Origin of the sequence: Arthrobacter sp. FW305-BF8 (genome assembly GCF_021789315.1) — a bacterium.
Taxonomy (GTDB): Bacteria; Actinomycetota; Actinomycetes; order Actinomycetales; family Micrococcaceae; genus Arthrobacter.
On sequence record NZ_CP084561.1, the window covers coordinates 4681535 to 4694692 of the forward strand.

Below are 13158 nucleotides of genomic sequence, written 5' to 3' on the forward strand. Positions count from 1 at the left end.
CTATGTAGTTCTCAAACAACAACCCCGTACCACACACCCCACACACACCCCGCAGGGCAAAACGCATGTGATCGATGCAGCCAGGAAACCAGAAACAAACAACCCGGACAAAGCCACGGCCAAAAGCCGCACCCTCCCCGGTCCTGTTGCCTCAGGACCCAACAGTGTGCCAAACACTAAACCGCATGAACCCCGCCCCGCACCGTTCCAGGACAGCCACCCCCGAAAGGGAACCCGTCCGTACTAGACACAGGACAAAACCACGCGGCCGCTATTTGTTGATATTCCACCCATGAGCACCCGCCGCAGAACGATCGCCTGCGCAGCGGGCCTTTACTCCTGACAAACCACACACACCCCGCATACACGCGGCCGTGGGCCTGTAGGTGCTCCTTAGAAAGGAGGTGATCCAGCCGCACCTTCCGGTACGGCTACCTTGTTACGACTTAGTCCCAATCGCCAGTCCCACCTTCGACGGCTCCCTCCCACAAGGGGTTAGGCCACCGGCTTCGGGTGTTACCAACTTTCGTGACTTGACGGGCGGTGTGTACAAGGCCCGGGAACGTATTCACCGCAGCGTTGCTGATCTGCGATTACTAGCGACTCCGACTTCATGGGGTCGAGTTGCAGACCCCAATCCGAACTGAGACCGGCTTTTGGGATTAGCTCCACCTCACAGTATCGCAACCCTTTGTACCGGCCATTGTAGCATGCGTGAAGCCCAAGACATAAGGGGCATGATGATTTGACGTCGTCCCCACCTTCCTCCGAGTTGACCCCGGCAGTCTCCCATGAGTCCCCACCACTACGTGCTGGCAACATGGAACGAGGGTTGCGCTCGTTGCGGGACTTAACCAACATCTCACGACACGAGCTGACGACAACCATGCACCACCTGTGAACCGGCCCCAAAGGAGAAACCACATTTCTGCGGCGATCCGGTCCATGTCAAGCCTTGGTAAGGTTCTTCGCGTTGCATCGAATTAATCCGCATGCTCCGCCGCTTGTGCGGGCCCCCGTCAATTCCTTTGAGTTTTAGCCTTGCGGCCGTACTCCCCAGGCGGGGCACTTAATGCGTTAGCTACGGCGCGGAAAACGTGGAATGTCCCCCACACCTAGTGCCCAACGTTTACGGCATGGACTACCAGGGTATCTAATCCTGTTCGCTCCCCATGCTTTCGCTCCTCAGCGTCAGTTAATGCCCAGAGACCTGCCTTCGCCATCGGTGTTCCTCCTGATATCTGCGCATTTCACCGCTACACCAGGAATTCCAGTCTCCCCTACATCACTCTAGTCTGCCCGTACCCACCGCAGATCCGGAGTTGAGCCCCGGACTTTCACGGCAGACGCGACAAACCGCCTACGAGCTCTTTACGCCCAATAATTCCGGATAACGCTTGCGCCCTACGTATTACCGCGGCTGCTGGCACGTAGTTAGCCGGCGCTTCTTCTGCAGGTACCGTCACTTTCGCTTCTTCCCTACTGAAAGAGGTTTACAACCCGAAGGCCGTCATCCCTCACGCGGCGTCGCTGCATCAGGCTTTCGCCCATTGTGCAATATTCCCCACTGCTGCCTCCCGTAGGAGTCTGGGCCGTGTCTCAGTCCCAGTGTGGCCGGTCACCCTCTCAGGCCGGCTACCCGTCGTCGCCTTGGTGAGCCATTACCTCACCAACAAGCTGATAGGCCGCGAGTCCATCCAAAACCGCAAAAGCTTTCCACCCCCACCATGCGATGAGGAGTCATATCCGGTATTAGACCCAGTTTCCCAGGCTTATCCCAGAGTCAAGGGCAGGTTACTCACGTGTTACTCACCCGTTCGCCACTAATCCCCGGTGCAAGCACCGGATCATCGTTCGACTTGCATGTGTTAAGCACGCCGCCAGCGTTCATCCTGAGCCAGGATCAAACTCTCCGTTGAAGTAAAACAGACACAACCAGGAACCACGGAAATAACGCGGAAACCAGGCTGCACAAAATTTGAAACCAGCTAAAAACACCAGACCACACCACGGGGGTGGCACAGTCCGGCACAATCAACCAATTCATAAAAAATCGGTATCAACAAACTTGGCACACTATTGAGTTCTCAAACAACAGACACACCCGGCACCACCCAAACCAACGTTCAGGATCGCTCCGGAGCAACTTTTCAAACTTACCCGGTTCCACTCCCCGACGCAAATCCGTGTTTCAGGATCCTCATCGGCAGGAAAACCAGCCCCACCACACCCAAGCAACCTAAAAGTCACCAGATCATGGTCTTGATTTCGGGATTTGGCCGCCCGCGGTTACCAGCTCTTCGCTGTCTCCCTCGCGGCGACTTGGAATACATTACACCCACCCCACCCCCAAAGCAACCCGGCCAAGAGAGGCGCCGATCCGTCCCGAAACCCTTGAATTGCCGCGGGTTTTGGGCCCGGCAACGCGGTCAACGGAGCCACCCAGGGTCCGGACCGGTTTTATGGACCGCGTCACAGTCGGGCATAACGGTCTGTGCCGGCAGCTGTTGTCCCCCCGCACCGGGATGAGTCCTCCCCGACCCAACCCGGCTGCCAGGCTGCGGGCCCGGCGCCGGCCGGCACCTTGCCACCACCAACCACACCCTCCACAAACCACAGCCTCCACAAACCACAGCCTTCACGAACCACAACCCCGAAAACGTGCGGGGCGTTGCTGTGGTGAAGTTCCCCACCGAAGCGCCTCCGGTCATCGCCGGGGACAGTCGGCACCGGCACCCCGTCCCCTTCCCCGGGTAGGCCTCTGGGCCTGGACGAAGGACCTCCCGGACCGGGTCCGCGACGCGCAGCCGCAGCTGCCGGCGACGCCGGTTGCCGGCCGGTTGCCGGCGCCCTGGCCGGTAGCCGCCGGCGAGGCCGGCACGCCCGAGAGGCGGCGGCTTTGAACGGCTCAGGCCCCGACATGGACGTCGGGGCCTGGGCCCGGTGTGGCTGCTGGGTTAAATGCGGGAGAGCCCCGACCAGGGTGTCTGGTTGGGGCTCTCGACCGTTTTAATGGTTGTCCGGCGGTGACCTACTCTCCCACACCCTCCCGGGTGCAGTACCATCGGCGCTGTGGGTCTTAGCTTCCGGGTTCGGAATGGGACCGGGCGTTTCCCCCACGCTATGACCGCCGTAACCCTGTGTCCCGTCCCCCGGTGTTCCTGGGGGTGGGAAATCTTGTGGTGTTACAACTGTGGTGTTGTATTCAGTTATTGGTTGGTTCCTGAACCAAAGCCCGGTGGCGGGTTTGTTGGTTGGGAACCACATAGTGGACGCAAGCAGTCTTGTTTCTTTGTACCGCCCCCATGGGTGCAAACGCTTTTGAATCCGTTTGCGGGGGTGGTGTGTGGTGTAAGTTATCGGCCTATTAGTACCGGTCAGCTTCACGAGTCGTTAGTCCTCGCTTCCACATCCGGCCTATCAACCCAGTGGTCTGGCTGGGGGCCTCTCACACACAAGGTGTATGGAAATCTCATCTCGAAGCGAGCTTCCCGCTTAGATGCTTTCAGCGGTTATCCCATCCGAACGTAGCTAATCAGCGGTGCACTTGGCAGTACAACTGACACACCAGAGGTTCGTCCGTCCCGGTCCTCTCGTACTAAGGACAGCCCTTCTCAAATTTCCTGCGCGCGCAGCGGATAGGGACCGAACTGTCTCACGACGTTCTAAACCCAGCTCGCGTACCGCTTTAATGGGCGAACAGCCCAACCCTTGGGACCTACTCCAGCCCCAGGATGCGACGAGCCGACATCGAGGTGCCAAACCATGCCGTCGATATGGACTCTTGGGCAAGATCAGCCTGTTATCCCCGAGGTACCTTTTATCCGTTGAGCGACGGCCATTCCACAATGTACCGCCGGATCACTAGTCCCGACTTTCGTCCCTGCTCGAGATGTCTCTCTCACAGTCAAGCTCCCTTGTGCACTTACACTCGACACCTGATTGCCAACCAGGCTGAGGGAACCTTTGGGCGCCTCCGTTACTTTTAGGAGGCAACCGCCCCAGTTAAACTACCCATCAGGCACTGTCCCTGACCCGGATTACGGGCCGAAGTTAGATGTCCAAAGTGACCAGAGTGGTATTTCAACGATGACTCCACCCGAACTGGCGTCCGGGCTTCAACGTCTCCCACCTATCCTACACAAGCCACTCCGAACACCAATACCAAACTATAGTAAAGGTCTCGGGGTCTTTCCGTCCTGCTGCGCGTAACGAGCATCTTTACTCGTACTGCAATTTCGCCGAGTTTATGGTTGAGACAGCGGGGAAGTCGTTACTCCATTCGTGCAGGTCGGAACTTACCCGACAAGGAATTTCGCTACCTTAGGATGGTTATAGTTACCACCGCCGTTTACTGGGGCTTAAATTCTCAGCTTCGCCTTGCGGCTAACCGGTCCTCTTAACCTTCCAGCACCGGGCAGGAGTCAGTCCGTATACATCGTCTTGCGACTTCGCACGGACCTGTGTTTTTAGTAAACAGTCGCTTCCCCCTGGTCTCTGCGGCCCCGATCCCCTCCCGGTCGCTAGTACCGTTCAAGGTTGGGGCCCCCTTCTCCCGAAGTTACGGGGGCATTTTGCCGAGTTCCTTAACCATAATTCTCTCGATCGCCTTAGTATTCTCTACCTGATCACCTGTGTCGGTTTGGGGTACGGGCGGCTAAAACCTCGCGCCGATGCTTTTCTAGGCAGCATAGGATCACCGAATCCCCCTTTACGGGAGTCCCGTCAGATCTCAGGCACATGAACAGCGGATTTGCCTACCGTTCGCCCTACATCCTTGGACCGGGACAACCATCGCCCGGCTCGGCTACCTTCCTGCGTCACACCTGTTAATACGCTTGCCTCCCAGGATCAGGTCCCGCGCTCCACCAAAACCCTTCACCCACAAGGGGTGTCGGGCAGGTCTCGGGCGGTTAGTATCCCCTGTTCAACATGGGCGGTTTTTCGCCGGTACGGGAATATCAACCCGTTGTCCATCGACTACGCCTGTCGGCCTCGCCTTAGGTCCCGACTTACCCAGGGCAGATTAGCTTGACCCTGGAACCCTTGATCATCCGGCGGACGGGTTTCTCACCCGTCTTTCGCTACTCATGCCTGCATTCTCACTCGTGTAGGCTCCACCGCTGGTTTACACCGCGACTTCACCGCCCACACGACGCTCCCCTACCCATCCACACTCCTGAACCACGAAGGCTTGGAAAATATGTGAATGCCACAACTTCGGCGGTGTACTTGAGCCCCGCTACATTGTCGGCGCGGAATCACTTGACCAGTGAGCTATTACGCACTCTTTTAAGGATGGCTGCTTCTAAGCCAACCTCCTGGTTGTCTTCGCAACTCCACATCCTTTCCCACTTAGCACACGCTTAGGGGCCTTAGTTGGTGGTCTGGGCTGTTTCCCTCTCGACTATGAAGCTTATCCCCCACAGTCTCACTGCTGCGCTCTCACTTACCGGCATTCGGAGTTTGGCTGACGTCAGTAACCTTGTAGGGCCCATTAGCCATCCAGTAGCTCTACCTCCGGTAAGAAACACGCAACGCTGCACCTAAATGCATTTCGGGGAGAACCAGCTATCACGAAGTTTGATTGGCCTTTCACCCCTACCCACAGCTCATCCCCTCCATTTTCAACTGAAGTGGGTTCGGTCCTCCACGACGTCTTACCGTCGCTTCAACCTGGCCATGGGTAGATCACTTCGCTTCGGGTCTAGATCACGCCACTGCAACGCCCTGTTCAGACTCGCTTTCGCTACGGCTTCCCCACACGGGTTAACCTCGCGACGTAACACTAACTCGCAGGCTCATTCTTCAAAAGGCACGCCGTCACAGCTACAAGGCTGCTCCGACGGATTGTAAGCACACGGTTTCAGGTACTGTTTCACTCCCTCCCGGGGTACTTTTCACCTTTCCCTCACGGTACTGGTCCGCTATCGGTCATTAGGGAGTATTTAGGCTTATCAGGTGGTCCTGACAGATTCACACGGGATTTCTCGGGCCCCGTGCTACTTGGGATACTCATCAAAGGCGGCGCTCAGCATTACGGTTACGGGGCTCACACCCTCTACGGCCGGCCTTTCAAGACCGTTCACCTATACCAGCACTCACACCTCCCCGGTCCGGCAGAACCAGGACAACAAGTCCCACAACCCCGCCCATGCAACGCCCGCCGGCTATCACACATGGGTCGGTTTAGCCTGATCCGCGTTCGCTCGCCACTACTAACGGAATCACTGTTGTTTTCTCTTCCTGCGGGTACTGAGATGTTTCACTTCCCCGCGTTCCCTCCACGCACCCTATGTGTTCAGATGCGGGTCACCAGATCACTCGCGCGTCTGGCGGGGTTTCCCCATTCGGACACCCTGGGATCACAGTCCGGTTATCGACTCCCCCAGGCTTATCGCAGATTCCTACGTCCTTCTTCGGCTCCTAATGCCAAGGCATCCACCGTGTGCTCTTAAAACTTGACCACAAAAGATCAAGGAGTAATTTACGAGAGAACCATGAAAACCAACCACACCCAACAACCACACCCCGTAAGGGTGCCATCATCACGCGCAGCCAGATCCAGGTTCATATTCTTGGAAATTGCTTCTTATAAAAGATGCTCGCGTCCACTATGTAGTTCTCAAACAACAACCCCGTACCACACACCCCACACACACCCGCGCCAACAGACGCAGCAACCGTGTGATCGGTGCAGCCAGGAAACCAGAAACAAACAACCCGGACAAAGCCACGGCCAAAAGCCGCACCCTCCCCGGTCCTGTTGCCTCAGGACCCAACAGTGTGCCAAACACTAAACCGCATGAACCCCGCCCCGCACCGTTCCAGGACAGCCACCCCCGAAAGGGAACCCGTCCGTACTAGACACAGGACAAAACCACGCGGCCGCTATTTGTTGATATTCCACCCATGAGCACCCGCCGCAGAACGATCGCCTGCGCAGCGGGCCTTTACTCCTGACAAACCACACACACCCGCATACACGCGGCCGTGGGCCTGTAGGTGCTCCTTAGAAAGGAGGTGATCCAGCCGCACCTTCCGGTACGGCTACCTTGTTACGACTTAGTCCCAATCGCCAGTCCCACCTTCGACGGCTCCCTCCCACAAGGGGTTAGGCCACCGGCTTCGGGTGTTACCAACTTTCGTGACTTGACGGGCGGTGTGTACAAGGCCCGGGAACGTATTCACCGCAGCGTTGCTGATCTGCGATTACTAGCGACTCCGACTTCATGGGGTCGAGTTGCAGACCCCAATCCGAACTGAGACCGGCTTTTGGGATTAGCTCCACCTCACAGTATCGCAACCCTTTGTACCGGCCATTGTAGCATGCGTGAAGCCCAAGACATAAGGGGCATGATGATTTGACGTCGTCCCCACCTTCCTCCGAGTTGACCCCGGCAGTCTCCCATGAGTCCCCACCACTACGTGCTGGCAACATGGAACGAGGGTTGCGCTCGTTGCGGGACTTAACCAACATCTCACGACACGAGCTGACGACAACCATGCACCACCTGTGAACCGGCCCCAAAGGAGAAACCACATTTCTGCGGCGATCCGGTCCATGTCAAGCCTTGGTAAGGTTCTTCGCGTTGCATCGAATTAATCCGCATGCTCCGCCGCTTGTGCGGGCCCCCGTCAATTCCTTTGAGTTTTAGCCTTGCGGCCGTACTCCCCAGGCGGGGCACTTAATGCGTTAGCTACGGCGCGGAAAACGTGGAATGTCCCCCACACCTAGTGCCCAACGTTTACGGCATGGACTACCAGGGTATCTAATCCTGTTCGCTCCCCATGCTTTCGCTCCTCAGCGTCAGTTAATGCCCAGAGACCTGCCTTCGCCATCGGTGTTCCTCCTGATATCTGCGCATTTCACCGCTACACCAGGAATTCCAGTCTCCCCTACATCACTCTAGTCTGCCCGTACCCACCGCAGATCCGGAGTTGAGCCCCGGACTTTCACGGCAGACGCGACAAACCGCCTACGAGCTCTTTACGCCCAATAATTCCGGATAACGCTTGCGCCCTACGTATTACCGCGGCTGCTGGCACGTAGTTAGCCGGCGCTTCTTCTGCAGGTACCGTCACTTTCGCTTCTTCCCTACTGAAAGAGGTTTACAACCCGAAGGCCGTCATCCCTCACGCGGCGTCGCTGCATCAGGCTTTCGCCCATTGTGCAATATTCCCCACTGCTGCCTCCCGTAGGAGTCTGGGCCGTGTCTCAGTCCCAGTGTGGCCGGTCACCCTCTCAGGCCGGCTACCCGTCGTCGCCTTGGTGAGCCATTACCTCACCAACAAGCTGATAGGCCGCGAGTCCATCCAAAACCGCAAAGCTTTCCACCCCCACCATGCGATGAGGAGTCATATCCGGTATTAGACCCAGTTTCCAGGCTTATCCCAGAGTCAAGGGCAGGTTACTCACGTGTTACTCACCCGTTCGCCACTAATCCCCGGTGCAAGCACCGGATCATCGTTCGACTTGCATGTGTTAAGCACGCCGCCAGCGTTCATCCTGAGCCAGGATCAAACTCTCCGTTGAAGTAAAACAGACACAACCAGGAACCACGGAAATAACGCGGAAACCAGGCTGCACAAAATTTGAAACCAGCTAAAAACACCAGACCACACCACGGGGGTGGCACAGTCCGGCACAATCAACCAATTCATAAAAAATCGGTATCAACAAACTTGGCACACTATTGAGTTCTCAAACAACAGACACACCCGGCACCACCCAAACCAACGTTCAGGATCGCTCCGGAGCAACTTTTCAAACTTACCCGGTTCCACTCCCCGACGCAAATCCGTGTTTCAGGATCCTCATCGGCAGGAAAACCAGCCCCACCACACCCAAGCAACCTAAAAGTCACCAGATCATGGTCTTGATTTCGGGGATTTGGCCGCCCGCGGTTACCAGCTCTTCGCTGTCTCCCTCGCGGCGACTTAGAAAACAATACACCCGCTGCCGCGGCACCGCAAACCGGCCTCCCAAGAACCTGGGATCCCCGCGTTTCCGCCGCGGAACGGTGCGCGAGGGCACTCTGGTGAGCCTCCGCCGTCGTAATTCCGTTCTATGGGGTGCGTCACCCACCAACCCGACCCCGCAAACGAGTGCGGTTAACGCAAAGGAGGGCCGGCAACCATGTGGTTGCCGGCCCTCCTCAAGCAGCTGGAATCAGCAGTGCTGAATTACCAGGAAGACTTGGTGATGCCCGGGAGCTCACCGCGGTGAGCCATGTCGCGGAAGCGGACACGGGAGATACCGAACTTCTGGAAGGTTCCGCGCGGACGGCCGTCGATGATGTCGCGGTTACGCAGACGGATCGGGGAGGCGTTGCGGGGCAGCTTCTGCAGGCCGAGGCGTGCAGCTTCGCGTGCTTCGTCAGTCGCGTTCGGGTCAACCAGGGTCTTCTTCAGCTCGAGGCGCTTTGCAGCGTAACGCTCAACGATGACCTTGCGCTGCTCGTTGCGAGCAATCTTGGACTTCTTAGCCATGTGTTTAGCGCTCCTCTCGGAATTCGACGTGCTGGCGGATCTTGGGGTCGTACTTCTTCAGGACCAGACGGTCCGGATCGTTACGACGGTTCTTACGGGTTACGTAGGTGTAACCCGTGCCCGCGGTCGACTTGAGCTTGATGATCGGACGTACGTCCTTGTCCTTTGCCACTAGAGCTTCACTCCTCGCGCCAGGATGTCGGCGACGACAACGTCGATGCCGCGTACGTCGATGGTCTTGATGCCCTTTGCAGAGACCTGCAGAGTGACATTACGGCGCAGGGACGGAACCCAGTAGCGCTTCTTCTGAATGTTCGGGTCGAACCGACGCTTGTTGCGGCGGTGCGAGTGCGAAATGCTGTGTCCAAAGCCCGGCTCGGCTCCGGTCACCTGGCAGTGTGCTGCCATGACGACTCTCCTCTGAAAATGAATGAAACGGCTGGCAGAGTTCTGCTTCACCGTGCGGCAGGCGGCGTCCGCGTCCAGCCTCACGCGTCCGAACGTTTCAACACCGGAGAACCGGGCTTACTGCGGCGGAATACGATGAGCCACGAACACCTGGCAGAGGAAGCCACTGCGAAGTGCCGGGATACTGGGCGAATACAGGAATGCACGCAACTTGAGCCCCTAACTACCGGCCTCCAGGACTGTGAATACTGCCAACAGCCACCGCAAACCGGAGCAATTGCACACGCTCCGCGCCACCTAGCGCCAACCAAGTCTACGAGACACCCGAATTAAAGACCAATCCGGGGGTGAACGGGTGTATAAAGCGGCCCGTCGGCAGGACCTTCTCCAAGACATATCCGGAAAGAAGGCTCTTCACAGCAAAGCCAAAGGATCGGGGCGGAATCTTGAGCCATGAACACACAGCTCCTGCCCTCCCCCGGGACCGGCGCGCAGATGCGCCCCGCCCAGGGGCCTGCTCCGGTTCCGGAGGCTGGCCGTTTCGCCGGCCAGCACCGGCGCAGGCTCCTCCGCGCCGATGTCCTGACGGTGACGGCCTGGTCCTCGTTGGCCGCTTCGGTTGCACTCTGGCTTGCCGACGGCGGCCTGACGGCTGTTTCCTCGCCGGCGGGCATGGCCACGGCGCTGGGCATTGCTGCCGGCCTTGCCGGAATGGACCTGGTGCTGCTCATGCTGCTGCTGGCCGCAAGGATTCCCTTCATTGACGGAGCGGTGGGGCACGACCGGGCGCTGGAGTTTCACCGGAAGCTGGGCAAACCCTCGCTGTACCTGCTGCTGGCCCACGGCCTCCTCATCGCGGTGGGCTACGGCATGGCCGAAGGTCTCGACCCGGTCAGCGAAGCCGTGGCGCTCTGGGTGCTGGTGCCCGACATGTGGCTCGCCTTCATCTCCCTGGCCCTCTTCATCGCGGTTGTTGTCACGTCCCTGGTGGCGGTCCGCCGGCGGTTTCCCTACGAATTCTGGTACGTCGTGCACCTGCTCACCTATGCTGCCGTGCTCACCTCGCTGCCGCACCAGTTCAGCGTGGGCGGCCTGTTTGCCGTCGGCACCTGGCAGCGCTGGTACTGGCTGGCCATCTGCATCGCCACCGGGGCCGCCCTGCTGTACTGCCGGATCATCCAGCCTGTACGGGCAACCTTCAGGCACCAGCTCACGGTTGAGCGCGTCACCTCCGTGGCCCCCGGGGTGGTCAACATCGAAATGAGCGGCCTGCAGCTCAACTCGCTGTCCGGCAACGGCGGCCGGTTCTTCATCTGGCGCTTCCTCGCCCCGGGGCTGTGGTGGCATCCGCATCCGTTCAGCCTGTCTGCGGAGCCGGTGCGGACAGGACCTGATGGGCATGGGCGGCTGCGGATCACGGTTCGTGATCTGGGCCGGGGCTCCGCGCAACTGCTGAGGCTGCGGCGCGGAACGAAGGTCGCGGTCGAAGGGCCCTACGGACTCTTCAGCTCCGCCGCACGCAGCAAGGACCATGTGGTCATGATCGGCGCAGGCATCGGTATTACGCCGCTGCGGGCCCTCCTGGAGACCACCCCTTTCACCCCCGGCCAGGCCACGGTCCTGCTCCGCGGGCACAGCAACCAGGAGCTCTACCTGGGCGAGGAAATCCTCGAACTGTGCCGGCAGCGCGGCGCCACCCTGTTCCACCTGACCGGCGGACGGGACCCCGGCTCACCTGACAGCTGGCTTCCGGCGGCCGAACACCGGGCCGGGTATGCCATGGCGGACTATGTCCCCGATATCGCCCACGCCGACGTCTATGTATGCGGGCCCTCGCGGTGGGCAGGCAACGTCCTGGACGCCGCCCGCGCGGCCGGCGTCCATGAAGATCAGCTCCATCACGAAAGGTTCGACTGGTGAGAATCAGAGCAGCAGTTTCAGCAGCCTTGGCTTCGGCCGGCATCCTCCTGGCCGGCTGGCAGTCAGGCGTCCACGTGGCCGACACGCGCACGACGCTTGCTGCCGCAGCGACGGGAGGTCAGGCGGCGGGAACGGCGGGCGCATCCGGCGCGTCCGGCGCCGCCGGCGCGGCGGCCAAGGCCGGCGGCACGTACGACGGCGATGTGGTCCAGACCCGCTTCGGTACCGTGCAGGTGCAGGTTACCGTGAAGTCCGGGCAGATCACCGACGTCGCGGCCCTGAAACTCACCGACGCCGAGGGCCGGTCCGTGCAGATCAGCAATTATGCCGCCCCGATTCTTCGCAGCGAAGTGCTGCAGGCACAGTCCGCCGACGTGCAGACCGTGGGCGGCGCCACCGTGACCAGCGACGCTTACCTCACGTCCCTCCAGGCGGCCCTCGATGCAGCAAACCTCTGAGGCTGCGCACCGACTCCGGGCCCGAACCTTCACCTGCATGGGAACTGTCATCAGCCTGACCGTCCCCTCGTACACGCACAAAGCACCCCAGGCTGCGGCGGGTGAGCTGGAAGCGGCGACCGCCGTCGTCGAACGCCTTTTCACTGAACTGGACGGTATCTTCAGCCTCTACCGCACCGATTCGGAGGCGAGCCGGCTGGTGCGCGGCGAACTCGCTCTGCCGGAGGCGTCAGGAGACATGCGGGCGCGGTACGAGGAGGCGGCCGAGTGGAGGATCCTCACCGAGGGGGCGTTCACGCCGGAACGTCCGGACGGGGCGCTGGACCTCTCCGGCATCGTCAAGGGGCACGCCATCAGGGAAGCCGGCATGTCCCTGATGGCGCTCGGAATGGCCGACTGGTGCCTGAACGCCGGCGGGGACGTGCTGGTCAGCGGCTCTCCCAATCCTGGTACCGACGTGCCTTGGCGGGCGGGGATCGTTGACCCTGCGGACCGGAGGACCCTGCTGGCCGGTTTCCCGCTGGGCGGGGCCGCGCTGGGTTCGCTTCCGCCGGGTGAAAAGACGGCCGACGGCGGGACCTGGGCGGCGCTGGCCACCTCCGGTTCCGCTGAGCGCGGGGACCACATCTGGGGTGCCACGGCCGGGGTCGCGGAATTCCGGCAGGTTTCGGTCGCCGCAGCGGACGTGGTCACGGCCGATGTGCTGGCAACCGCGATCGTGGCGGGCGGGGTCCCCATGCTCAACCGCGCCACCGCCATGTGGGACATCGAGGCGCTGGCCGTCCGCGCAAATGGCGAGCTGCTGGCGACGGGCGGGTTCCGGCGGTAGTTTCGGCTCGAACCCGGACCGAACCGGGTGCGGGCGGCGGCAGGCCGCCGG

General features: G+C 60.0%; 6 protein-coding genes and 4 rRNA genes. 3 read left to right on the forward strand and 7 right to left on the reverse strand.

Annotated elements, in window-relative coordinates:
* Window positions 1-397 precede the first annotated feature (397 nt).
* From LFT45_RS21225 to rpmB, 7 genes are all read right to left on the reverse strand, one after another.
* A 16S ribosomal RNA gene (locus LFT45_RS21225) occupies window positions 398-1919 on the reverse strand.
* Between the two features lie 1099 nt (window positions 1920-3018).
* A 5S ribosomal RNA gene (gene rrf, locus LFT45_RS21230) occupies window positions 3019-3135 on the reverse strand.
* A 210-nt stretch (window positions 3136-3345) separates the two neighbouring features.
* Window positions 3346-6468, reverse strand: a 23S ribosomal RNA gene (locus LFT45_RS21235).
* Between the two features lie 548 nt (window positions 6469-7016).
* Window positions 7017-8536 (reverse strand): 16S ribosomal RNA (locus LFT45_RS21240).
* Together the 16S, 23S and 5S rRNA genes form the textbook arrangement of a ribosomal RNA operon.
* Window positions 8537-9186: 650 nt before the next feature.
* Entirely contained in the window at window positions 9187-9492 is a 306-nt protein-coding gene (gene rpsN / locus LFT45_RS21245; protein ID WP_003798555.1) for a 30S ribosomal protein S14, read from the reverse strand.
* A 4-nt stretch (window positions 9493-9496) separates the two neighbouring features.
* Window positions 9497-9664 carry a 50S ribosomal protein L33 gene (gene rpmG / locus LFT45_RS21250; protein ID WP_003798558.1) on the reverse strand — a complete coding sequence of 56 codons (168 nt, stop codon included), beginning with the start codon at window positions 9662-9664 and terminating at the stop codon, window positions 9497-9499.
* Window positions 9664-9900 carry a 50S ribosomal protein L28 gene (gene rpmB, locus LFT45_RS21255; protein WP_003798559.1) on the reverse strand — a complete coding sequence of 79 codons (237 nt, stop codon included), beginning with the start codon at window positions 9898-9900 and terminating at the stop codon, window positions 9664-9666. The genes rpmG and rpmB overlap by 1 nt, the downstream gene beginning before the upstream one ends.
* Before the next feature lie 453 nt (window positions 9901-10353).
* Between rpmB and LFT45_RS21260 the strand changes: the two genes are divergently transcribed.
* From LFT45_RS21260 to LFT45_RS21270, 3 genes are read left to right on the forward strand one after another with little or no spacing between them, the layout of a single operon-like run.
* Entirely contained in the window at window positions 10354-11820 is a 1467-nt protein-coding gene (locus tag LFT45_RS21260; RefSeq protein WP_236805676.1) for a ferredoxin reductase family protein, read from the forward strand.
* Entirely contained in the window at window positions 11817-12278 is a 462-nt protein-coding gene (locus tag LFT45_RS21265; protein ID WP_236805680.1) for an FMN-binding protein, read from the forward strand. Before LFT45_RS21260 ends, LFT45_RS21265 begins: the two co-directional genes overlap by 4 nt.
* A gap of 37 nt (window positions 12279-12315) precedes the next feature.
* Window positions 12316-13107 carry an FAD:protein FMN transferase gene (locus LFT45_RS21270; RefSeq protein WP_236805681.1) on the forward strand — a complete coding sequence of 264 codons (792 nt, stop codon included), beginning with the start codon at window positions 12316-12318 and terminating at the stop codon, window positions 13105-13107.
* The last annotated feature ends 51 nt before the right edge of the window (window positions 13108-13158 follow it).